General features: G+C 73.6%; 20 protein-coding genes and 1 tRNA gene. 8 read left to right on the forward strand and 13 right to left on the reverse strand.

All coding sequences use genetic code 11. From position 1 onward, the window contains the following. Positions 1-10: 10 nt before the first annotated feature. The 3 genes from ACGF7U_RS18730 (at position 11) to ACGF7U_RS18740 (ending at position 2,081) form a co-directional block, all read left to right on the forward strand. Positions 11-96, forward strand: a tRNA-Leu gene (locus ACGF7U_RS18730). Between the two features lie 66 nt (positions 97-162). After that, the gene (locus tag ACGF7U_RS18735) at positions 163-1,278 is read left to right on the forward strand and encodes an NAD-dependent epimerase/dehydratase family protein (RefSeq protein WP_393108176.1); all 1,116 of its coding nucleotides are present in this window, start codon (positions 163-165) and stop codon (positions 1,276-1,278) included. After that, entirely contained in the window at positions 1,275-2,081 is an 807-nt protein-coding gene (locus tag ACGF7U_RS18740; RefSeq protein ID WP_393108178.1) for a WecB/TagA/CpsF family glycosyltransferase, read from the forward strand. The genes ACGF7U_RS18735 and ACGF7U_RS18740 overlap by 4 nt, the downstream gene beginning before the upstream one ends. A 65-nt stretch (positions 2,082-2,146) precedes the next feature. Here the strand turns inward: ACGF7U_RS18740 and ACGF7U_RS18745 are convergent, their stop codons facing one another. Then, a complete protein-coding gene (locus ACGF7U_RS18745; protein WP_393108180.1) occupies positions 2,147-4,009 on the reverse strand; it encodes a S8 family serine peptidase in 1,863 nt (620 codons plus the stop codon). Between the two features lie 218 nt (positions 4,010-4,227). Here ACGF7U_RS18745 and ACGF7U_RS18750 point away from each other — a divergent pair, with 218 nt between their 5' ends. Then, entirely contained in the window at positions 4,228-4,824 is a 597-nt protein-coding gene (locus ACGF7U_RS18750; protein ID WP_393108182.1) for a hypothetical protein, read from the forward strand. On the opposite strand, the gene ACGF7U_RS18755 is transcribed toward ACGF7U_RS18750, so the two are convergent. The 3 genes from ACGF7U_RS18755 to ACGF7U_RS18765 form a co-directional block, all read right to left on the reverse strand. Further along, complete coding sequence (locus ACGF7U_RS18755) at positions 4,792-5,199, reverse strand: hypothetical protein (protein ID WP_393108184.1); 408 nt, start codon at positions 5,197-5,199, stop codon at positions 4,792-4,794. The genes ACGF7U_RS18750 and ACGF7U_RS18755 overlap by 33 nt on opposite strands. Before the next feature lie 190 nt (positions 5,200-5,389). Beyond that, positions 5,390-5,611: a DUF397 domain-containing protein gene (locus ACGF7U_RS18760; RefSeq protein WP_393108186.1), complete on the reverse strand. Its 222-nt coding sequence runs from the start codon at positions 5,609-5,611 to the stop codon at positions 5,390-5,392. Beyond that, positions 5,581-6,462, reverse strand: a complete 882-nt coding sequence (locus ACGF7U_RS18765) for a helix-turn-helix domain-containing protein (RefSeq protein ID WP_393108188.1) — start codon at positions 6,460-6,462, stop codon at positions 5,581-5,583. Before ACGF7U_RS18765 ends, ACGF7U_RS18760 begins: the two co-directional genes overlap by 31 nt. Positions 6,463-7,090: 628 nt before the next feature. Between ACGF7U_RS18765 and ACGF7U_RS18770 the strand changes: the two genes are divergently transcribed. Both ACGF7U_RS18770 and ACGF7U_RS18775 read left to right on the forward strand, forming a co-directional pair. Further along, positions 7,091-7,378, forward strand: a complete 288-nt coding sequence (locus ACGF7U_RS18770; RefSeq protein ID WP_393108190.1) for a hypothetical protein — start codon at positions 7,091-7,093, stop codon at positions 7,376-7,378. A 98-nt stretch (positions 7,379-7,476) separates the two neighbouring features. Beyond that, complete coding sequence (locus ACGF7U_RS18775) at positions 7,477-7,938, forward strand: hypothetical protein (RefSeq protein ID WP_393108192.1); 462 nt, start codon at positions 7,477-7,479, stop codon at positions 7,936-7,938. A gap of 39 nt (positions 7,939-7,977) precedes the next feature. On the opposite strand, the gene ACGF7U_RS18780 is transcribed toward ACGF7U_RS18775, so the two are convergent. Together ACGF7U_RS18780 and ACGF7U_RS18785 are read right to left on the reverse strand one after the other, a co-directional pair. Next, positions 7,978-8,769 carry a PASTA domain-containing protein gene (locus ACGF7U_RS18780; RefSeq protein WP_393108194.1) on the reverse strand — a complete coding sequence of 264 codons (792 nt, stop codon included), beginning with the start codon at positions 8,767-8,769 and terminating at the stop codon, positions 7,978-7,980. Positions 8,770-8,948: 179 nt separating this feature from the next. Beyond that, positions 8,949-9,650 carry a PASTA domain-containing protein gene (locus ACGF7U_RS18785; protein ID WP_393108196.1) on the reverse strand — a complete coding sequence of 234 codons (702 nt, stop codon included), beginning with the start codon at positions 9,648-9,650 and terminating at the stop codon, positions 8,949-8,951. Between the two features lie 102 nt (positions 9,651-9,752). Here ACGF7U_RS18785 and ACGF7U_RS18790 point away from each other — a divergent pair, with 102 nt between their 5' ends. Next, a complete protein-coding gene (locus ACGF7U_RS18790) occupies positions 9,753-10,913 on the forward strand; it encodes a hypothetical protein (protein ID WP_393108198.1) in 1,161 nt (386 codons plus the stop codon). Positions 10,914-10,964: 51 nt separating this feature from the next. Here ACGF7U_RS18790 and ACGF7U_RS18795 read toward each other — a convergent pair whose 3' ends face one another. Continuing rightward, positions 10,965-12,443: a glutamate--cysteine ligase gene (locus tag ACGF7U_RS18795; RefSeq protein WP_393108200.1), complete on the reverse strand. Its 1,479-nt coding sequence runs from the start codon at positions 12,441-12,443 to the stop codon at positions 10,965-10,967. A 300-nt stretch (positions 12,444-12,743) separates the two neighbouring features. Further along, positions 12,744-13,325, reverse strand: a complete 582-nt coding sequence (locus ACGF7U_RS18800) for a YceI family protein (protein ID WP_393108202.1) — start codon at positions 13,323-13,325, stop codon at positions 12,744-12,746. Between the two features lie 103 nt (positions 13,326-13,428). Here ACGF7U_RS18800 and ACGF7U_RS18805 point away from each other — a divergent pair, with 103 nt between their 5' ends. Next, positions 13,429-13,938: a MarR family winged helix-turn-helix transcriptional regulator gene (locus ACGF7U_RS18805; RefSeq protein ID WP_393108204.1), complete on the forward strand. Its 510-nt coding sequence runs from the start codon at positions 13,429-13,431 to the stop codon at positions 13,936-13,938. A gap of 256 nt (positions 13,939-14,194) precedes the next feature. Here ACGF7U_RS18805 and ACGF7U_RS18810 read toward each other — a convergent pair whose 3' ends face one another. The 5 genes from ACGF7U_RS18810 to ACGF7U_RS18830 all read right to left on the reverse strand — a co-directional run bounded on the left by ACGF7U_RS18810 (position 14,195) and on the right by ACGF7U_RS18830 (position 22,560). After that, entirely contained in the window at positions 14,195-16,840 is a 2,646-nt protein-coding gene (locus tag ACGF7U_RS18810) for an ATP-binding protein (RefSeq protein WP_393108206.1), read from the reverse strand. Between the two features lie 168 nt (positions 16,841-17,008). Beyond that, complete coding sequence (locus ACGF7U_RS18815; protein WP_393108208.1) at positions 17,009-18,163, reverse strand: acyl-CoA dehydrogenase family protein; 1,155 nt, start codon at positions 18,161-18,163, stop codon at positions 17,009-17,011. 103 nt (positions 18,164-18,266) lie between these two features. Next, complete coding sequence (locus ACGF7U_RS18820; RefSeq protein WP_393108210.1) at positions 18,267-19,799, reverse strand: acyl-CoA carboxylase subunit beta; 1,533 nt, start codon at positions 19,797-19,799, stop codon at positions 18,267-18,269. Positions 19,800-20,029: 230 nt separating this feature from the next. Further along, complete coding sequence (locus tag ACGF7U_RS18825) at positions 20,030-20,950, reverse strand: hydroxymethylglutaryl-CoA lyase (protein WP_393108212.1); 921 nt, start codon at positions 20,948-20,950, stop codon at positions 20,030-20,032. A gap of 242 nt (positions 20,951-21,192) precedes the next feature. Next, on the reverse strand, positions 21,193-22,560 hold the full coding sequence (locus ACGF7U_RS18830) for an acetyl/propionyl/methylcrotonyl-CoA carboxylase subunit alpha (RefSeq protein ID WP_393108214.1): 1,368 nt from the start codon (positions 22,558-22,560) through the stop codon (positions 21,193-21,195). Positions 22,561-22,620 lie beyond the last annotated feature (60 nt).

Below are 22,620 nucleotides of genomic sequence, written 5' to 3' on the forward strand. Positions count from 1 at the left end.
GTCAAGCCACGGGGAAGTGGCGGAATGGCAGACGCGCACGGTTCAGGTCCGTGTGCCCGAAAGGGCGTGGGGGTTCAACTCCCCCCTTCCCCACCAACACGCGAGGGCTCCGCAGCGATGCGGGGCCCTCGCTGCGTATCGGGGCGTGCCGTACGTCACGCTATGCTCCGATGGTTTCTGCCTCCGAATGAGCAGGAGTGGCGTGTGAGTGTCGCATTCGTGACCGGGTCGGGCGGGCTGATCGGCTCCGAGGCGGTCCGGCACTTCGCCGGCCTCGGTCTCGACGTCGTCGGCATCGACAACGACATGCGGCAGGAGTTCTTCGGCGAGGAGGCCTCGACCGCCTGGAACGTCCGGCGGCTGACAGACGAGCTGGGGTCCGCGTACTCGCACCACAGCATCGACATCCGCGACCGGGCCGCGCTGGGCAAGCTCTTCAAGCGGTACGCCGGCGACGTCGCCGTGGTGATCCACACCGCCGCGCAGCCGTCGCACGACTGGGCGGTACGCGACCCCTTCACCGACTTCGACGTGAACGCCGCCGGCACGCTGAACGTCCTGCAGAACGTGCGCGAGCACTGCATCGAGGCGCCGGTGATCCACTGCTCCACCAACAAGGTCTACGGCGACCGGCCGAACAGCCTGCCCCTGGTGGAGCTGGAGACCCGGTGGGAGATCGAGCCGGGACACCCGTACGAGCAGGGCATCCGCGAGGACATGTCCATCGACGCCTGCCTGCACTCGATCTTCGGGGCCTCGAAGGTCGCGGCCGACGTGATGGTGCAGGAGTACGGCCGCTACTTCGGCATGCGGACCGCCTGCTTCCGGGGCGGGACGCTGACCGGGCCGGCGCACTCGGCCACCGAGCTGCACGGTTTCCTCGGCTACGTGATGCGCGCCAACATGGAACGCCGGACATACAAGATCTTCGGCTACCAGGGCAAGCAGGTGCGGGACGCGATCCACAGCTCCGACGTGGTCTCCGCGTTCGAGGCGTTCTTCCGTAACCCGCGCTCGGCGGCGGTCTACAACCTCGGCGGCGGCCGGCACTCCAACACCTCCAACCGGGAGGCGTTCGCGCTGGCCGAGCAGATCACCGGCCAGGAGATGGTCACCGAGTACGTCGAGGCCAACCGGATCGGCGACCACAAGTGGTGGATCGGCTCGAACGAGGCGTTCCAGGCCGACTACCCGGAGTGGAAACAGGTCTACGACGTTCCCATGATCATGCGTGAGATCTACGAGGCCAACGTGGACAAGTGGGTGCCGGCAGCATGACCGCGAGGGGCAAGCGGAACGTCCTCGGCGTCCTGGTCGACGCCACCGACTACGCCGCGGCGACCGAGCAGGTGGTGGCGGCCGCGCAGGACCGCCGCCCGCTGGCGCTGACGGCGCTGGCCGTGCACGGGGTGATGACCGGCGTGCTCGACCCGGCGCACAACGCCCGGCTGAACTCCTTCGACGTGGTCACCCCCGACGGCCAGCCGGTGCGCTGGGCGCTCAACCTGCTGCACGGCGCCGGGCTCACCGACCGGGTCTACGGCCCGACGCTGACCCTGCACGTGCTGTCCCGGTTCGCCGACGAGGGCCTCCCGGTCTACCTCTACGGCTCGACCGAGCAGACCCTGACGAAGCTGATCCCGGCGCTGGAGCGGATGTTCCCGGCACTCAAGATCGCCGGCGTGGAGCCGTCCAAGTTCCGGGCGGTGCAGCCGGGCGAGGACGTCGAGATCGCCGACCGGATCAAGGCCAGTGGCGCCCGGCTCGTCCTGGTCGGGCTGGGTTGCCCGCGCCAGGAGGTCTTCGCGTACGCCATGCGGCCGCTGCTGGACATGCCGTTGATGGCGGTCGGGGCGGCCTTCGACTACCACGCCGGGCTGCTGCGCCAGCCGCCGCCGTGGATGCAGCGGGCCGGCCTGGAGTGGTTCTGGCGCCTCGGCCTCGAGCCGAAGCGGCTGTGGCGGCGGTACGTGATCCTCAACCCGGCCTACCTGGCCCGGCTGGCCGCGCAGAAGACCGGCCTGTGGAAGGCGGTCCCGCCGGCCCCCGCCACCGAACGGCCGCCGACCTTCGCCGTCTGACCGACCGACAGCACGCGGTGAGGCCCCTCCCGGTCGCCGGGAGGGGCCTCACCCGTGTCGGGGACCTAGAGGGTCAGGGTCCAGGTGTTGATGTAGCCGCTGTCGCCGGCGTAGACGTCCCGCACCCGCAGCTGCCAGGTGCCGTTCGCCGCCTCGCTCGACAGGTTCGCCGTGTAGGTGGTGTTGATGTTGGGGGTGCTGTCCCAGTAGCTGCTGTTCTTCAGCCGGTAGGACGAGCCGTCCGGGGCGACCAGGTCGACGACGAGGTCACCGCGGTAGGTGTGCACGATGTTCACCGCGACGGTCGAGGCCGACGAGGCGTTGCGGGCGCACCCGGAGATCGGGATGGAGCTGCTCACCGTGGCGCCCGTGTCCGGGATGGCCACGTCGGTGCCGTTGGTGCCGGAGCAGCCGCCGCCGGTGCCGGTCACGGTCAGCGAGTAGGTCGCGGTCTTGCTTCCGGAGGCCGCGGTGCCCGTCACGGTCACCGTGTGGGTGCCGGCCGGCGTGCTCGCCGAGGTGCTGATGGTGAGCGTCGAGGAGCCACCCGAGGTGACGGTGGCCGGGCTGAACGAGGCGGTCGCCCCGGCCGGCAGCCCGCTGGCGGAGAGGCTCACCGACTGGGCTGAGCCGTTGGTCGTCGCGGTGGCGACCGTGGCGGTCACCGAGCCGCCCGGCGCGGTCGAGCCGGAGGTCGGCGAGACCGAGACGGAGAAGTCGTTGGTCGGCGGCGGGGTGTCGCCGTTGACGACGTAGAGCAGCCTGTTCGGCGAGCCGGTGCCCGGGTTGCCCACCACGTTGGGGGTGGCGTTGTTCACCAGGTAGTCGCGGACCTGCTGCGGCGACCAGGCCGGGTTGGCGCTGGCCACGAGGGCCGCCGCGCCCACCACGTGCGGCGTCGCCATCGAGGTGCCGCTGATCGTGTTGGTCGCGGTGTCGCTGGTGTGCCACGCCGAGGTGATCGACGAGCCGGGCGCGAAGATGTCCAGGCAGGTGCCGATGTTGGAGAACGACGACCGGGCGTCCGTGTTGGTCGTCGAGCCGACGGTGATGCCCTCGGCGGTCCGGGCGGGCGAGGTGTTGCAGGCGTTGCCGCCGGAGTCGTTGCCGGCGGCCAGGCCGTAGCTCACGCCCGAGTTGATGGAGTTCCGCACCGCGGTGTCGAGCGTGCTGTTCGCGCCGCCGCCGAGGCTCATGTTGGCCACGGCCGGCTTGACCGCGTTCTGGGTCACCCAGTCGACACCGGCGATGACGCCGGCGTTCGTGCCGCTGCCCTGGCAGTTCAGCACCCGGACGCCGACCAGCTGCACGCCCTTGGCCACCCCGTACGCCGAGCCGCCGACGGTGCCGGCGACGTGCGTGCCGTGCCCGTTGCAGTCGTCGGCCGAGCCGCCGTCGACGGCGTCGTAGCCGGACGTGGCCCGACCGCCGAAGTCGCTGTGGCTGAACCGGATGCCGGTGTCGATGATGTAGGCGTGCACGTTGCTCGCCGTGTTCGGGTACGTGTAGGAGTTGTCCAGCGGCAGTGCCCGCTGGTCGATCCGGTCCAGGCCCCAGGACGGCGGATTGGTCTGGGTGCCGGCGATCGACACGGTGTGGTTCTGCTCGACGTACGCCACGGCGGGGTCCGCGGCGATCCGGGCGGCGGCCCTGGCGTCGACCCGGACCTCGAAGCCGCGCAGGGCGGCGCCGTAGGTGCGGGCCACCGCGCCGCCGTGTCGGCCGACCAGCCGCTGCGCGGTGTCACCGACGCCGGCGCGGGCGACCGCGCTGTCCTTGAAGACGACGATGTAGCTGTCGGCCACGGCGGTGGCGCCGCCTGCGGCGCGGATCGTGCCGACGGGTTCGGCGGCCATGGCGGGCGTGGCGGTGGCCACCATGGCCATGGCGGCCACCCCGACGAGCATGGACCTACGTGGAAGACCCATCTTCTACCTCCCTCCGACCGGCACCCGACCGTCCGACGTTCGTGGCGAGAGAATCGATGAATGCCGATCGAGCTGAGGGTAGAGCGGCGTGACCTGGAATACAAACATGTCGACTTCTCTATATCACCGGGAAGATGGCCCCTACGGGGTGCCGATGCGGGTCGAACCGGGGCCGACCCCGGAGTCACGCCCGCCCGGAACAGGCAATGCTCTCCGTCATGGAGAGTCACCTCACCGTCCTCGCCCCGCTGGCCGCCGTCTGGCTGGCCGCCGGCTGGCTCGCGGACGGGATGCCCCGGCTGGACCGCGCCCGCGCCCTGCGCCGGCGTGCCGGTTGGGTGCTCGCCCTGACGCTGACCGGCCTGGGCGTGACGGTCGCCGTGCTGGTCGTCGGGCTGTCCAGCGCCGGCGCGACCCCGGCCGACCGGGCCGCCGCCGGCCTCGCCCTCGCCGCCGCTCCCGCGCTCGTGGTCGCGGTCTGCACCGTGCGCCGGGTGCGCCGGCTGCGGGCGGGCGCGGGGGCGTTCACCGCGGCACCCGGGACCCCCGCCCCGCACGGCCTGCGGGCCGCCGCCGCGCACCCGCTGGTGGGGCTGCCGCTGCAGCTCACCGGCCTGGCGATCCTGCCCGCGATGGTGGCGGCGGGCGCCCCCGACGTGTTCGGGCCCGGGGTGACCGGGCCGGCGATCACCGTGGGGGCGCTGGGCGTCGCCGCGATCGGCGTACGCCACGCGCTGCGGCACAGCCGCCTCGCCGAGCGGGCCGCGCAGCCGCGGCCGGCGTCACCGCGAGCGGCCGGTGCCCTGCACGTATAGCAGCTCCAGGATCGCCCGGGTCGCCTCGAACCACCGGTCGAGCCAGCCGGGCGGCGGGACGCTGCCCTTCGGCGGCAGCTCCATGAGCAGCCCGCGCAGCAGCGGGTGGTCGGCCAGCGACCCGGCGGGCTCCATCGACCAGCCGCCCGGCGGGAACGACGGCTCGGTCAGCGGGTTCGGATCCAGCGACGGCAACGAGAGCGGCGGGCCCGTCTGCTCCGGCGCGCTCGCCGCGGCCTCCCGGCCGCCGACCTCCGTGTCGGTCGACACCACCTCGGTCAGGACCGTGTCCCGGCGGGCCCCGCGGTACTTGCCCCCGAATCGCTCCGGCTTGCCCGGCCCGTTGGTGAGGTTGTCTGACCCGATCGTCGTCATCCGTCTCGCCTGCCTCGTTCGGTCGCGTGCGGCGGGTTGTCGACCAGCGCCGTATCGAGGGGTACAACGACACGGGCCCGATGTGGCGACGGGATGCCGGGGCTTCTTCCCGCCCGGCGCGGACGCGGGCACGGCAGTGTCCCCGTCCGGCGTACGCGCCGGACGGGGACACCCGTGCCGTCCCGGTCCGTCAGTCCCGGCCGAACGCACCACCCCTGGCGCCGGCGACGAAGGCGTGCCAGTCGCCCGGGGCGAAGACCAGGGCCGGACCCGTCTTGTTCTTCGAGTCCCGCACGCCGACCGCCCCCGTCACGTACGCCACCTCCACGCAGTTGTCGCAGTTCGGCCCGCTCTTCGAGCTCTTGAACCACGCTGCCTGCGTCAGGTCCACGGGGAACCCCTTGGTCGCCATTTCCACAACGGCTCCTCTGCCAGTTTCGCGATGTGTGCGATGGACTCCTCCGGACGAATGGCCGCCGCTCGGATGTGATCGAAGATGAAGCTGTACTTCTGCAGTTCGTCGCTCTTCTCCAGGAAGAGCCCACCCGTGGCATTCTCCGCGTACACGACATCCGGATCACCGGGCTCGGGGAAACTGAGGATCGTGAAGGTCCCGTCCATGCCGGCGTGCGCCCCCACCTCGAAGGGCAGGATCTGCAACGTCACGTTCGGCAGTTCGGCCACCTCGACCAGCCGTCTGAGCTGGCCACGCATCACTTCGTCCCCGCCCACCGGCCGGCTCACCACCGCCTCATCGAGCACCACCCACAGATCGACCGGATCATCCTGGGTCAACAACGACTGGCGCCCGAGCCGGACACGGACACGTTGTGCGACCTGGTCCGGCGTGAAGTCCGGCCGGGCGGCGCGGATCATCGCGCTCGCGTACTCCTCGGTCTCCAGCAGGCCGGGCACCACCTGCTGCTCGTACGCCCGGATCGAGCTGGCCGCCGCCTCCAGGCCGACGTACGCCCCGACCAGCACCGTGCTGTACGGGTGCCACCAGCCCTTCTGCCGCGCCTCGCGGGCGATCTGCACCAGTTCGTCGCTCTCGGCGCCCACCACCCCGTAGATCCGGAGCATGTCCCGCACGTCGCGCGGGGTCGCCGTGGTGTGGCCGGTCTCGATCCGCGAGATCTTCGATGCCGAGCACTCCAACTGCTCGGCGACGGCCTCGATGGTGATCCCGGCCGCCTCCCGCTGCCGGCGAAGTTCCGCGCCCAGGCGGCGGCGCCGGATGGTCGGGCTGCGCCGCTCGCTCACGACCTCACCACCCCGCCCGCTGGTCGGGACCACCGGCTGTCGGCCCTCACCGGTCCACCTCCGCCTCGCGCCGCCGTTCTCGCCGCCCGCCGGGGCGCGACCGTGGGGCGGCGGGCGATCGTTCGCGGCGTGGGGGTGGTGCCGGTCATCGGCCGGCCGCGACGGGCGAAACCGGTCCCCAGTGTGCCGCCCATACATGAACGGCTTCAAGCGCCGCTTCGCGCGAGCCGCTCGCGTATCGGCAAAAGTCGACGTGCAACTTGCATGTGGCACGTCGCTGATGCACTCTGTCCGTATGGCACGGGTTACTCACCGTCTCCGTCCGCTCCCCCGCCGTGGTGATCCCACGGGCTCCGGGACGCGCGGCGGTGGGGCTGCCCGACCTTCGACAACCAGACCTGCCCCGGGTTGATGACCCCGCCGCTGCACGCCAGTTGGCTGTGGCGGCGGGAGCGGTACCCGGAGCAGCCGGGTGATGGTCGGGTGGCGGCTCGCCACCAGCGGGTACGGCCCGACCACCACCACCCGCACCACCGGTTCACGAGGCACGACCCCGTCGCCGGCACCGAGACGTCCCCCGACCGCTCCCGCCGGCCCGTCAGCCGGCCGATCCTTCCCAGGAGCCCATGTGCTTCCCCGCTCTGGTGACGTACTGCACGTGACTCGCGCGGCGAGTGTCCAGTTCCTCAGACCCATCACGTTCCGGGTGATCCGGGTGCTCGACTGGCCCACCTACGACGGCTGGATCTGGCTCGACGGCTACGAGTTGAACGCTTCGGGGGACGCGGTCAACCGGCGGTCGATCTTCGTCCAGCGGGAGGGGCTGCGCCAACTGCGGTCGGCGCCCGAGCCCCGTCCGCACACCGTGCGGGCGCCGCGCCGGCCCGTCGCCCGCACGCCCGTCAGGGTGGGCTGAGCTCCGCGATCGGCAGCCGGGGGGCGTGCCGCGCCATAGAATGAGGTACGCCCACCCCGGCAGGTTCCACCCCGCGCGTCCAGGACCCCGAACCTGGGATGGCCATGGTCAATCAGTCCGCCGCGCGGCGGCACCACCGCTCCCGTATCGCCTACGCCTTCGGAATCCTGGCGCTGATCGGCGCCGCCACCACACTGGTGGTCGTGGTCCGCGACCCCGCCCTGTCGTCCACCACCCGGCTGACCACCCCGGTCCCCGCGCCGGAGATCACCGTGGTCGACGACGACCCGCCGGACGGCGGCGACGGGCAGGACGCCTTCGACGCCCCCTACTCTTCGGACGGGCCGGACGCGCTCGGCGCCGACAACCCCCGCGCGGCCGACGAGCCCGGCACCGCGGCCGAGACCGACGTGCCGGCCGGAACGTCGGGCGGCGCGGCGGAAGCCGCCCGCCACTCGCCGGACGGCGTCCACCGCTCTCTCTTCTGGTCGGGCATCTTCGGCCTGGCCATCTCGCTGGCCGGCCTCGGCCTGGTCGGGACCAGACGCCGGATGTGGTGAACCCCCCGGCGCCTACCGGTCGGGCCGGTCAGCGACGGGTCACCGGGTGGTGGTCGGCGCGCCGGTCGGCGTGGGCTCGCCGCCGGTGGGCGACGGCACGCCTCGGGACACCACCAGGGTGACCTCCTCGCCGTCGGGAACCAGTTCCCCCGCCTCCGGCTCGCTGCCGATCACCGTGCCCTCCGGACGGTCGGACGCCCGATACTCCACCCGGTGGTCCAGCCCCAGATCGTCCAGGATCGCCCGCGCCGTCTCCAGCGGCAGGTTCACCACGGGCGGCATCGGCACCTGCGCCGCCGCCGAGGTGGTCGGCGGGGCGGAGGACGCCGGGGTGGTCGGGGCGGCCGAGGTCGGCGCGGCGGTGGTGGGCGACGCGCGGGTGACCGACGGGGAGGGTGACGGGTCCGGGCCGGTCGGTTCGTCGTCCGCCGACTGGAGGGCCCACCATAGCCCGACGCCGAGCAGGCCGAGCAGCAGCAGCACGACCACGCCCCACAGGATCGGCAGCCACCAGCGTCGGCCGGCGGACTCCTCGGCGTACCACTCGGTGCCGGCCTCGCGCGGGTCCGCGGGCCGGGGCGGCGGCACCTCCGCGCGACCGGACCAGGCCGGCGGGCCGGACCGCTCGGGCGGCATGGCGGCCGTACGGTCCATCGGGGCGGTGCGGTCGACGGGCATCGGCCGGGTGGCGTCGCCCCCGGCCGGCGCCCCGCCCTCGGGCCCGGGCAGCCGCTGGGTCCGGTCGACCGGCTCCGACCCGGCGGACGGGGGCAGCGGGCGGGTCCGGTCGTCGTGCTCGCCGGCGGGCGGCTCCTGGCGGTCGTCGCTCATGCCGGCGCTCCGCTCCGCTGCGCGCCGACATGAGACACCACCGCACCACGACGATGATTCGCTCGCTGACGCTCGCTCATGGCACGTCCTTTCCCGAACCGGGCGGGTGTCGTGGCCCCTGACCGTCAACCTAGCGGTCCGAGCGGCCATCGGCCGGGATCAGCGTGCCGGACGCTCCGTCACGGTGTCGGGGTCTCCGAGCCCGAGCCGGCCGGCGCTTCGCCGCACCAGATCGACACCTGGTCGTTCCACCTGCCCGCGACGTCACCAGCCGGATCCTGGCGGGTGACCGTGCCGGTCCGGCCCGAGCGGTACCGCGGGTAGAAGCCCTCGTCGACGAGGTCGTCCGCGGCCTCGTCGCAGTCGTCGCCCACCACGTCCGGCACGGTCGCGGCCGGGGCCGGCCCGCTCACGTAGAGCGTCACCGTGCGCCCCGGCCGCACCTCCGTGCCGACCGTCGGCGAGGTGCGCTCCACCGTCTTCCCCGCGCCGCCCAGGAAGACCAGCCGCCAGCCCAGCCGCCGCTCACGCAGCTCGTCGCGGGCCTCGGCGAAGTCCATCCCGACCACCTCGGGGACCGTCAGGCCGGCGGGGCGGGCCGGCGTGCTCGTGCGGGGCGGTGACGACGTCGACCGCGCGGGTGTCGGGCGCGACGCGCCCGGGGCGCCGGTGGGCGGCGTGGTCGCCGCCGTGGCCGGCGGGGTTGGTGCGTCGTCCTCGCCGGCCAGGGCCCAACCGCCGGTCGCGCCGACGGCGGCGAGCAGCACGACGGCCAGCCCGCCGCCGAGCAGCTTGGTCAACCGGTCCGTGCCGGCGTCGTCCCCCACGCCGGCGCCCCCGCCCGTGTACCCGTCCGTCATGCCGTCCACCGCCTCGATCACCGGCGACCGTACCCACCGCCGCCAAGCCCGGCGCCGTCGCGGTCACCCGACGGGACCCGTCACGACTCGCCGCGCCGAGCACGGGACGTTACGCTCCCCGGCATGGCCAGACGGGGCTGGGGAGGATCGATCGCCACCGCGGTCGGCGTCGCTGCCGGCGCGGGCGCGGCCCAACTGGGCTTCGGCTACGGGCTGGGCATCATCAACTGGGCGCCGGCGGACGCCAGCGCCGGCGCGACCGCCTGGGTGGCCGGCCTGATCTGGGCCACCTGGATCGCCGCCACCTCGACCGCGTGCGGCGCGGTCTGCGCGCAGCGGCTGCGCGACCGCGCCCCGGCACCCGACGACGCGACCGTGGTCGAGCCCGACGTCGGGCCGGGCGACGGCGTCCTCCGGCACGTCGCCCTCGCCCTGGCCGCCGGGGTGGGCGCGCTGGTCACGGTGCTGTTGGTGGCCGTACCGGCGCGGGCGGCGGTGGGGGCCGACACCGGCTCGCCCCGCAACGTCGCGGCCGGGTACGCGGCGGTCGGCGTCCTGGTCGGGGTGCTGACGGCCGTGTGGGCGCTGCGCTCGCGGGCCGCCGCGAACAACGTGATCGCCACCGTGGGCTGGCTCTGGCTGCTCGCCGTGGTCGCCGTGGTCGACGGGGTGCTGGCCGGGCGCGGGCTGACCAGCGCCCAGCTCGGCATCTGGCAGCTCAGCTCCGACGACGGGCGGTTCTGGATCCGGGACTACTTCTACTGGCCCGGGGCGCTGCTGTCGCTCTGCTCCGCGCTGGTGATCGGCGCCCTGGCCGCGCGGGGCAGCGCCCGGCACGCCGACCGCCGGGTCGGGGCGGCCGCCTCCGGCGCGGCCGGTCCGCTGCTGGTCGCGACCGCGTACTTCCTGGCGGTGCCGAGGCTGACCGCGATCAGCCCCGAGCAGGTGTCGGCGCACCTCATCGCGCCGTACGCGGTGATCGTCGGGGTCGGCGGCTCGGTCCTGGTCGCCGCGCTCGCCCAGCGGGCCGCCCGGCGGGCCGCGCCCCCCGGGCCGGTGACGGTGCCCCGGCAGCGCACCGCCGAACCGTCCGGCGTCCCCGGTGACCCGGCGCCGGCGGGGCAGCCCGTCCCGGCCGGAACGGACACCGACACCGACACCATCCTCGCGACGCCCGTCGCTTCCGGGGCGGAGCCGACGGCCGGCGAGCAGGCGGCGGATGCCGATCCGGAGGGCGCGACGTCCGCCGGTCGCCGGACCCGGGCCGGCCGCCGCACCCGCTGAGCGGTCCGCCGGCACGGCGGCGTGCCGGCCGGGCGGACCGGCGGGAGTCGGTCAGTCGACCGGCCAGGTGTGCACGGGCTCGTTGCCGCTCTGCAGCTCCGCGTAGCGCTGCACCATGTGGTGCAGGGCGGCGTCCCGGTCCATGCCCCGGTGCCGCTCGGCCGCCCAGACGGTCTCGGTCTGCCAGACCGCGCCGTTGCGGCCGGTCCGGCAGCGCTGCTCGATGATGCCGAGCAGCCGGTCCCGCTCGGCCGGGGCCACCCCGAACCGGTCGAGCCCGGCGGCGGCCCTGGGCAGCAGGACGTCCAGGACGAGCTTGGTGACCGGCACCTCGCCGAGGCGGGGCCAGTGCAGGACCGCGTCCATGCCGCGGCGGGCGGCGGCGTGGAAGTTCTCCTCCGCCGAGCTGAAGGTGAGCTGGCTCCAGATGGGCCGGTCCGCCTCGGCCAGCCCTCGGGCCAGACCGAAGTAGAAGGCGGCGTTGGCGAGCATGTCGACCACGGTCGGACCGGCCGGCAGCACGCGGTTCTCCACGCGCAGGTGCGGTCGGCCGTTCATGATGTCGTAGACCGGCCGGTTCCACCGGTAGACGGTGCCGTTGTGCAGGCGCAGCTCGCCCAGCTCCGGTACGCCGCCGGCGTGCAGCACCTCGACCGGGTCCTCGTCCTCGCAGATCGGCAGCAGCGGCGGGAAGTAGCGGACGTTCTCCTCGAAGAGGTCGAAGATCGAGGTGATCCAGCGTTCCCCGAACCAGACCCGGGGGCGTACGCCCTGCGCCTTGAGCTCGTCCGGCCGGGTGTCGGTGGCCTGCTCGAACAGGGCGATCCGGGTCTCCGCCCAGAGCTGCCGGCCGTACAGGAACGGTGAGTTCGCCCCGACGGCCACCTGGGCCCCGGCGATGGCCTGGGAGGCGTTCCAGTAGTCGGCGAAGCTGTCCGGCGCGACCTGGAGGTGGAACTGGAGGCTGGTGCAGGCGGCCTCGGGGGCGATCGAGTCGGTGTGGGTCTGCAACCGCTCGACACCGCGGATGTCGAGTTCGAGGTCCTCGCCGCGGGCGCCGACGATCTGGTCGTTGAGCACCCGGTAACGCTCGTTGGTGGAGAGGTTGTCCACCACCAGGTGCCGCTCGGTGAGGGTGGGCAGGATGCCGACCAGGACGATCTTGGCGTCCGACCTGGCCGCCCGCTCGTCGGCCCGGGCGAGGCTGCCGCGCAGGTCACGCTCGTAGTCGGCGAAGCCCGCTCCCTCGATCAGCCGGGGCGGGGCGTTGAGTTCCAGGTTGAACTGCCCCAGCTCGGTCTGGAAGCTCGGGTCGGCGATGTCGGCGAGGATCTGGTCGTTGCGCATCGCCGGTTCGGCGGCGGAGTCGACCAGGTTCAGCTCGATCTCCAGCCCGGTCATCGGCCGGTCGGCGTCGAAGCCGAAGTCGTCGAGCATCAGGGCGAAGACGTCCAGGCACCGCCGGACCTTCTGCCGGTAGCGGACCCGGTCCTCCCGGGAGAAGGCGCCCTGCTCGACGTCCCTGCCCATGTTTCCTCCCGGCGCGAGGCGCAGTCGGGGCCGTGCCGGCCCGCAAGCGCGTGGTGAACCATCCACGTTAAGAGCGCCGGCCTCGCCCGGACCAGAGGCGGACCCGGCGATCCAACGGCCGGGACTACCGCAGCCGGTCGGCCAGCGCTCCCGGCGGCATCACTACCCAGCCGGTACCGCCCGCCACGCCGACCGGGCCGCGAATAAGTCGTGACAAATCGCACCTACCGGCGTCCTTGCCGCGGACACGCGCCGGGCCCGCGCCGTGGTGCGGCGCGGGCCCGGAAACGGTACGACGGGTCAGGCCTGGCGGACGGCCTCGCCCTCGATCTCAATCTTGATCTTCTTGCCGACCAGCACGCCGCCGGTCTCCAGCGCCACGTTCCAGGTCAGGCCGAACTCCTCGCGGTCGATCTCGGTCGAGGCGGAGAAGCCGAAGATGTCCTGACCGAACGGGCTGCGGCCGACGCCCTCGAACTCGACCTCCAGGTCGACCGGGCGGGTCACGCCCTTGACGGTCAGCTCACCGGAGAGGACGAACTCGTTGCCGTTGCGGGACCTGACGCCGGTGCTGCGGTACTCCAGCGTCGGGAAGTTCTCGACGTCCAGGAACTCGGGGCTGCGCAGGTGCGCGTCCCGGTCGGCCTGGTTGGTGTTGATGGTGGCGGCCTGGATGGTCGCGGTCACCGAGGACTGCAGCGGGTCGTCGGCGACGGTGATGGTGGCGGTGGCGTCGGCGAACTCGCCGCGCACCTTGCTGACCATCATGTGCCGGGCGACGAAGCCCACGCGCTTGTGCGCCGCGTCCAGCAGGTAGGTGCCGGCGCTCGGGATGGTGAGGCCGTCCCAGTCGCGGGTAACCGGTTCGGTGCTACTGGTCATGGAAACTGCCCTCCGTGGAAGCTTGGTTTAGTAGCCCAACGACTGCTTCAGCAACTATAGAGGATGCAATATTCCCTGTGTCAAGGACTGGTAGGATGAACAGGTGAACCAGAACGTGTTCGACGACCCCCGGATCACCGCCGTCGGCCTCCTCTTCGAGGCGCACGCCGGGCTGTCGGCCCGGTTCTCCGCCCAGTTGGAGGAGCACGGCCTCTCATCGGTCGAGTTCGAGGTGTTGACCCGGCTCGCCCGCTCACCCGGCAACCAACTGCGGATGACCGACCTGGCCGCGCAGACCTCCCTCTCCACGAGCGGGGTCACCCGGGTGGTCGACCGGATGGAGCGCGACGGCCTGCTCACCCGTCGCGCCTGCCCCTCGGACCGGCGCAGCTCGTACGCCGTGGTCACGGCCTCCGGCCTGCAACGGCTCGACGAGACCATGCCCGGCCACCTGCGGATCATCGAGGAGTGGTTCACCGGCCAACTCGAACCGGAGGCGCTGGACGCCCTGCTCGACGGCCTGCGCCGGGTGCGGGACGCCGTCCATCCGGGCGCCACCGCCGGGAGCAGTGAATCCGCCCCGACCGGAGACGAAGCGGCCACCCCGGCCTGACCGGTCGATCAGGGCACCCCGGGGACACCGGCAGAAAGAGCGGCAGAACTGCCGCGCCCACGGGGAGATAGTCGATCAAACCGGACGCACCCGCGAGCGGGCGGTGGCTAATCTTCGGGCAGTGGGGACGCACCGGGGGGTGACGGCGCGGGCGACGAGCGAGGGGTAGCAAGAGGGGCTTCGTCGCCCGCGCCACCCCCGGCCCGCCCACCGGGGCAGGCCCACTCCCGGCCACGGCGCGACCAGCGCGGCCGGTCTACGCAGGCCCCGGATCACCTGCGCTCCGGCCCGTGGTCAGCGCGTAGAGCAGTTCCTCCTCGTGCGGCAGCAGCCGGATGCCGCTGCGCCGGCAGGCCCGGTCGAGACGGTCCAGGGCGACGGGGTCGGCCGTACTGGCGGCCAGTCCCACCAGCGCCTCCACCACGTCGCGCCGGTCCTGACCCTCGGCGCTGGCCTCCGCGGCGGCGGCGAACCACTCCGCCGCCAGGTCGCGATCGCCCCGGTGCAGGGCCAGGTTGCCCTCGATCAGCGCGCAGATGCCGTCCTCGGGGCGCGGCCCGCGCGCCGGCAGCCACCGGGCACCCCCGGGCCGCCCGCCCTCCCCGGGGCCCGGCGACGGCGGCGCCGGGCGCAGCTCGGCCAGCACCTCGGCCGCCTCGGCGGGCCGTCCGCTCCGGGCCAACGCCAGGCCCACCGTGCCGAGCACCCGGCGGCGGTGACCGGGATCGCCGAGATCCGCCAGCGCCGCCAGCACCCGCCGGCCCTGGTCGACGGCGTCGGCGTACCGGCCCTCCAGGCGGGACACCTCGGCCAGGTTGGCCCGCGCGAGGACCCGCAGCCGCTGCTCCCCGCACTGCGCCGCGAGCCGGTCGGCGGCGGCCAGTCGTCGACGGGCGGCCACGAGGTCGCCGACGCGGATGTCGTGCCAGGCGAGGTTGTTCTGCGCCACCGCCATGTCCCGGATCCGGCCGCCCCGGCCGGCCAGCGCGAGCACCGCCTCGGCCTGCTCCCGCGCCTCGCCGTGCTCGCCGAGGGCGACCAGCAGCGCGCAGAGCACGGCACGCGCCTCCAACTCCCCCGTCACGTCGCCGGCATCCCGGAACGCGGCCAGCGCCGCCCGCGCCGCCGGCATCTCCTCGGCCCCGGCGCCGTGCTCGGCGGCGAGCCGGGCCACCCCCAGGGACGCCCAGGCCCGCAGCAGCGGGTCGGCGTCGGCGGTACGCGGGTCGGCCAGCAGCCGGCGCAACCACTGCCGACCGGGGACGTCCCGCCCCCGGAACCGCCACCACCGGGACAGCGCCGCCGCCAACCGCAGCGCGGTCAACGGGTCGTCGACGGCGGCGTGCGCCAGGGCCGAGCTGATGTCGCCGCTCACCTCGTCCAGGCGGCGCACCGCGGCCGGCAGGTTGGCGCCGACCAGCTCCGTCGCGGTCCGCGCCACCAGGCGGGCGACGACCCGGGCGTGCCGGCGCCGGATCGCGGTCAGCTCGCCGGCACCGGTCGCCTGCTCGACGGCGAAGTCCCGTACGGCGTCGAGCAGGCGGAACCGGAACGGCCCGCTGCCGCGGACGCTCAGCAGCCCGAGCTCCAGGAACCGGTCCAGCAGCGGAACCGGGTCGACCACGACCGTGCCGTCCCGGTCGGCGTCGTCGGCGAGCATCTCCTCGGCCAGCTCGACCGACCAGCGGTTGCCGAACGCGGCGAGCCGGCGCAGCGCGGCCCGCTCGGTGGGGGCGAGGAGGCGGTAGCTGGTGGCGACCGCGTCCCGCAGCGTCTCGGCCACCGCCGCCCGCGAGCCCTCGGGGCGGCCCGGTTCCGCCGTGTCCCAGCCCGGACGCTCGGCCGCCCCCGACGAGGTGGCCAGGTCGAGGACGCGGTCGCCGTACCGGTCGAGCAGCTCGTTGAGGTCGAGGATCCGGCCCCGGGCCGCCATCAGCTCGATCGCCAGCGGCAGCCCGCCCAGGCGGCGTACCAGCGTGGTCAGGGCGGCCAGCTCGGCCGTGCCGGGCGGCTCCCGGCGGACCTGGGCGAGCCGCGCGGTGAAGAGCGCGACCGCGGGGTAGTCGGCCGGCGCCGACGGGTCGGTTCGCTCGCTGCCCGCCGGGGGTACGTCGAGCGGGGTGACCGGCCACACCCGCTCCCCGGGCAGGCCGACCGGGTGCCGGCCGGTGACCAGCACCCGCAGCGACGGGACCGCGCCGGCGAGGCGGTGCACCGTCTCGCCGACCGCGTCGGGCGCCCGCTCGGCCGCGTCCACGAGCAGCAGCGCCGGGCGGCCGTCGAGGCGGGCGGCCAGCTCGGGCAGCCGCGCGACGCCGAAGACGGCAACCGAGGCCGCGAGCACGTCGGCGGCGTCGGAGCCCTCGCCGATGAGCACGCCGACCGCCCCGCCGGGATGGTGGCCGGCGACCGCGTGGGCCACGGAGAGCGCCAGCGCGGTCTTGCCGACGCCGGCCAGCCCGACCAGGCTCACCAGCCGAGGGCCCCGGTCGTCGGTGAGCAGCGCGACCAGCTCGGCCAGGTCGGGATCCCGGCCGATCAGCGCGACCGGAGGCGGGAGCGCGACCGGCGTACCCAGGTGATGGTCGGCGTCGAAGCGGGCCGGCGGCGCGCCGGCCGGGGCGACCGGCGGGACGGCCGCGACCGGCCCACGGGCGGCGGCCAGGAACGCCGACCGGGCGGACCCGGTCAGCTCCAGTGCGCCGGCGAGCAGCTCGACGGTGGTGCGCTGAGGCCGGGACGACCGACCCCGCTCCAGGTCGCGGACGGTCCGGACGCCGACGCCGGCCCGGGAGGCCAGCTCGGCCTGGGTGAGGCCGGCGGCGAGCCGGTGCCCGCGCAACAGCTCCGGCAAGCCGGTACGACCGCCCGGATGCCGCGAACGATCATGATCCGGAGTCATGGGCAGGAAGAGTACGGACGGGGTGCGACCGACGGCAGTCGAGCGTCGCCCTGCCGACGGTGGGGCGCGGATATCCGACAGCGGACCCGCCCGCGGGCCGGGGGACGGCGGTGCGTGACCGGATCCGGCGGCGGGGTCGGCCGCCCGACGCCGCCGGAACCGGCGCGGTCACATGCCCAGGTCGCGCGCGATGATCATGCGCTGCACCTCGGACGTGCCCTCGCCGATCTCCAGGATCTTGGAGTCACGCCAGAAGCGGGCCACCGGGTACTCGTTCATGAAGCCGTAGCCGCCATGGATCTGGGTCGCCTCGCGGGCGTTGTCCACGGCGATGGTGCTCGCGTGCAGCTTGGCGATGGCGGCCTGCCGCTTGAACGGCTCGCCGGCGAGCATCCGCGCGGCGGCGTCGTAGTACGCCAGCCGGGCGGTGTGCGCCTTCATCTCCATGTCGGCGATCTTGAACTGGATCGCCTGGTAGTTGCCGATCGGCTGGCCGAACGCCTGCCGCTCCTTCGCGTACCTGATCGACTCGTCGACGCAGCCCTGGGCGAGACCGACGGCCAGCGCGGCGATGGCGATCCGGCCCTCATCGAGGATGCGCAGGAACTGGGCGAAGCCCCGGCCACGCTCGCCGAGCAGGTTGGCCGCCGGCACCCGGCAGTCGTCGAACGTCAGCTCGTGGGTGTCCGACGCGGTCCAGCCGACCTTGGAGTAGCCCGGCGCGACGCTGAAGCCCGGCGTGCCCGAGGGCACGATGATGGTGGACAGCTCCTTGGTGCCGTCCGGGCGGGTGCCGGTGACCGCGGTGACGGTGACCAGCGCGGTGATGTCGGTGCCCGAGTTGGTGATGAACGCCTTGGCACCGTTGATCACCCACTCGCCGGTGGCCTCGTCGAGCACCGCGCGGGTCTGCGTGCCGCCGGCGTCCGAGCCGAAGCCCGGCTCGGTCAGCCCGAAGGCGGCCAGCGCCTCGCCGCTGAGCAGCTTCGGCAGCCACTGCGCCTTCTGCTCCGCGGTGCCGAAGCGGTAGATCGGCATGGCGCCCAGCGAGACCGCCGCCTCCAGGGTGATCGCCACGCTGGAGTCGACCCGGGCCAACTCCTCCAGGGCGAGACAGAGCGCGAAGTAGTCGCCGCCCATGCCGCCGTGCTCCTCGCCGAAGGGCAGCCCGAACAGGCCCATCTTGCCCATCTGCCGGATCACCTCGTACGGGAAGGTGTGCTTCTCGTAGTGCTCCGCGATGACCGGGGCGACCACCTCGCGCGCGAATTCCCGCACGCTCTCCCGCAGCGCCTCTTGCTCCTCGGTGAGCCGGAAGTCCATGGAATCCTCCTGTGTGGATGGCCGCCGGGCGCTCGTGACGCCGGGAACGGACGGGTCGCTGGTGCGGTTCGGGCCCGTGCCGGCCGGGTGGGCCGGCGCGGGATCAGACCGGGGTGACGCCGTGCCGGCGCCGGGAGAAGTGCCGCTCCTTGGTGCGGGCGGCGGCGAACCGGCGGACCAGCTCGGCGCGCAGCTCGTGCGGCTCGACGATGGCGTCCACCACCAGCTCGCTGGCGAGCCGGACGATGTCGATGTCGCGCTCGTACTCCTCGCGCTTGGCGGTGACGAAGGCGGCCCGCTCGGCCTCGTCCTCGATCGCCGCGATCTTGTTGGCGTAGACCGCGTTGACCGCCGCCTCGGCCCCCATCACCGCGATCTTGGCGGTGGGCAGCGCGATCGTGGCGTCGGGCTCGAAGCCGGGGCCGGCCATCGCGTAGAGGCCGGCGCCGTACGCCTTGCGGACCACCACGCAGATCTTCGGCACGGTGGCCTCGGAGATCGCGGTGATCATCTTGGCGCCGTGGCGGATGATGCCCTGCTTCTCCACCGCGCTGCCGACCATGAACCCGGGCACGTCGGAGAGGAAGAGCAGCGGGACGTTGAACGCGTCGCAGAGCTGCACGAACCGGGTCGCCTTGTCCGCCGAGTCGACGAAGAGCACCCCACCCTTGAACATCGAGTTGTTGCCGACCACGCCGACGACCTCGCCGTTGAGCCGGCCGAAGCCGATGGTCAGCTCCTTGGCCCAGAGCGCCTGGATCTCGAAGAAGGAACCCTCGTCGAGCAGGCCCTTGACGTACCGCCGCATGTCGAACGCCTGGCGCTCGCTCGCCGGCACCAGCGCGGCGAGGTCGGCCTTCTCCGGCGCGGGCACGGCTTCGGCGGCCGGCGGCGCCTGCGTCCAGTTCGCCGGGAGGTAGGACAGGTAGCGCCTGACCACGTCGAGCGCGTCGGCCTCGGTCTTGCAGAGGAAGTGCCCGACGCCCGATTCGGCGCAGTGCACCTTGGCCCCGCCCATCGCCTCCAGGGTGGTCTTCTCCCCGGTGACCATCTCGACCATCCGGTCGGAGCCGAGGTACATGCTGGCGTTGCCGTCCACCATCGCGACCACGTCGCAGAACGCGGGGATGTACGCCCCGCCGGCCGCGCTCGGCCCGAACAGCGCGCAGACCTGCGGGATGGAGCCGGAGGCGCGGACCTGGTTCCAGAAGATCTTGCCGGCGCCGCGGCGGCCGGGGAACAGCTCGACCTGGTCGGTGATCCGGGCGCCGGCCGAGTCGACCAGGTACACCATCGGCACGCCGGTGGAGTAGGCCCGCTCGATGATCCGGATGATCTTCTCGACCGTCCGGGCGCCCCAGCTGCCGGCCTTGACGGTGGAGTCGTTCGCCATCAGGCAGACCGGGCGGCCGTCGATGGTGGCGGTGCCGGTGACCACGCCGTCGGCGGGCAGGCCCTCGGCCATGGCGTTGGCGTAGAGGCCGTCCTCGACGAAGGAGCCCTCGTCCACCAGGAGCGCGACCCGCTCCCGGGCGAAGAGCTTGCCCTTGGCGGCGTTCGCCGCGTGGTACTTGTCCGCACCGCCGGCCCGGGCCCGCTTGCGCAGCTGCTCCAGAGCCTCACCGTCGAGCGTCACGCCGACTCCCTCGCCGCCTGGGGCCGGCCGCCTCATTGGGCGGGGCCAACCGACCTGAACGATCGTTAGGCTAGCGCATCGGCGCCCCCGCGACGACCCACGGCCCCCCACCCCGCCCACTCCCATCGCGATCTTGCACTTCCGGCCCACCGTATGCGGCATCGGCCGGGTTTGTCCGGGCACAAACTGCAAGATCGCGGGATGGGATGGCGGGGTGGGGAGGTCGGGGGTTAGGCGGGAAGGGGGGTGAGGCGGGTGCGGGGGCCGGCGCGGAGGACGCCGGAGGGGAGCTGGCGGCCGACCAGGCGCTCGGCCAACTCGGCCACCTCGACCAGGACGGCCAGGTCGATGCCGGTGTCGATGCCCATGTCGTGCAGCATGTGCACCGCCTCCTCGGTGGCCAGGTTCCCGCTGGCCCCCGGCGCGTACGGGCAGCCGCCGAGGCCGCCGACGCTGGCGTCGAACTCCGTGACGCCCAACTCCAGCGCGGTGAGCATGTTGGCCAGCGCCGTGCCCCGGGTGTTGTGGAAGTGCAGCAGCACCGGGACGTGGGCGTTCCGGTCGCGTACGGCGGTCAGCAGCTCCCGGACCCGGCGGGGCGTACCCATGCCGGTCGTGTCGCCGAAGGCCACCCGGTCCGCGCCGTCGCGGACCACCCGGTCGACGATGGCGGCCACCCGGGCCGGGTCGGTGTCCCCCTCGTACGGGCAGCCGAAGCTGGTCGCGATGATCACCTCGGCCTGCGCGCCGGCGCCGTGCAGCAGGTCAATCAGCTCGGCGATGTCGTCCAGCGACTCGTCGGTGGAGCGGTTGACGTTGCGCCGGTTGTGCGTGTCGCTGGCCGAGACCACCACCTCGATCTCGGTGAACCCGGCGGCGAGGGCGCGCTGCGCGCCCCGGGTGTTCGGCACCAGCGCCGAGTAGCGCACGCCATCGGCCTTCGCCGCCCGCTGCCACACCTCGTCGGCGTCGGCCATCTGCGGGATCGCCTTCGGATGCACGAACGAGACGGCCTCGATCCGCTGCACCCCGGTGCCGGAGAGGGCGTCGAGCAGCCGCACCTTGGCGTCGGTCGGGATCGGGTCCTCGTTCTGGAGCCCGTCGCGCGGCCCGACCTCCCGGATCGACACGAAGTCTGGCAGTTCCGCCATAAGGGGTCACCTCACTGTGACGGTATTACGTGCTGGGTCCTCCCAGCCTCCCACCCGCGCACCGCCCCCCGCGAGGTGGCGCACCGCACGCACCGGGAGCCACCCCCGCCGTCGACCCACCGCCGGCGGCGACGCCGAGAGACGCGTCGCCCGGCCGGTCCGTGACCGAACCAACGCTGACCAGGGGGGGTTGGCGGTGCCGGACCCGACGCACCGCCAACCCTGGTCAGCACGGCATGGGGTCAGCGCATGCGGGAGACGATGCCGGTGTCGTAGTCGCCGGAGAGAAACTCCTCGTTCTCCAGCAGCTCCGCGAAGAACGGAAGGTTGCACTTCGGGCCGGTCAACTCGAAGCCGGCCACCGCGGCACGGGCCCGCTCGATCGCCTCGGCGCGGGTGGCGCCGCTGACGATCAGCTTCGCCATCAGGCTGTCGTAGAACGGGGTGACCGTGTTGCCGGCGACGTAGCCCGAGTCGACGCGGACCCCCTCGCCGGTCGGCTCCGTCCAGGCGGTGATCGCGCCCGGGCCGGGCAGGAAGCGCTTCGGGTCCTCGGCGTTGATCCGCAGCTCGATGGCGTGCCCGCGTGGCGCGAGCGCGTCCGGGTCGAAGGTCGGCGCCAGGCCGGAGGCCACCCGCAGCTGCTCCTCGACCAGGTCGACGCCGTAGACCAACTCGGTCACCGGGTGCTCGACCTGGAGCCGCGTGTTCATCTCCAGGAAGAAGAACTCCTCGGCGGCGGAGCCGTCACCCTCGGCGTCCCGCTGCCGCGGGACCAGCAGGCACTCCACCGTGCCCGCGTTGCGGTAGCTCACCGCCTCGCCGGCCCGCACGGCGGCGGCCAGGAAGCGCTCGCGCAGCTCCGGGGAGACCGCCGGGGAGGGCGACTCCTCGACCAGCTTCTGGTTGCGCCGCTGCACCGAGCACTCCCGCTCGCCGAGGGCCACCACCCGGCCGTCGGCCAGGCCGAGGATCTGCACCTCGACGTGGCGCACCCGGGGGAAGTAACGCTCGATGAGCACCGACCCGTCGCCGAACATCCGCTCGGCGAAGGCGCGCACCTTGTCGTACTCCGTGCGCAGGGCGGCCTCGTCGTTCGCCACGCCCATGCCCATGCCGCCGCCCCCGGCCGCGGCCTTGACCATCACCGGGTAGCCGATCTCCGCCGCCGCGGCGACGGCCGCGTCCAGGTCGGCCGCCGGGTCGGTGGTGCCGGGGGCGACCGGCACCCCGGCCGCCGCCATCAGGTTCCGAGCGTTGATCTTGTCGCCCATCGCGCTGATCGCGTCCGCGCCGGGCCCGACCCAGATCAGCCCGCTGGACTCGACGGTACGGGCGAAGTCGGCGTTCTCCGACAGGAAGCCGTAACCGGGGTGGATGGCCTGCGCGCCGGTCGACTTCGCGGCGGCGAGGATGGCCTCGACGTTGCGGTAGCTCTGGGCCGGGTTCGCCGGGCCCACGCACACCGCCTCGTCTGCCTCGGTCACGAACGGCAGGCCGGCGTCGGCCTCGGAGTGCACCGCGATCGCGCGGACGCCGAGCCGCCTCGCGGTGCGGATGATCCGGCGGGCGATCTCGCCCCGGTTGGCGACCAGCAGCGACTCGATCATGTTTCCTCCCAGCGTCCGGGGGTCTGGACGGGTGCTAGGGAACCACGAGCGCCCGGTTAC

The sequence above is a fragment of the Micromonospora sp. NPDC047670 genome (assembly GCF_043204915.1).
Lineage (GTDB): Bacteria > Actinomycetota > Actinomycetes > Mycobacteriales > Micromonosporaceae > Micromonospora.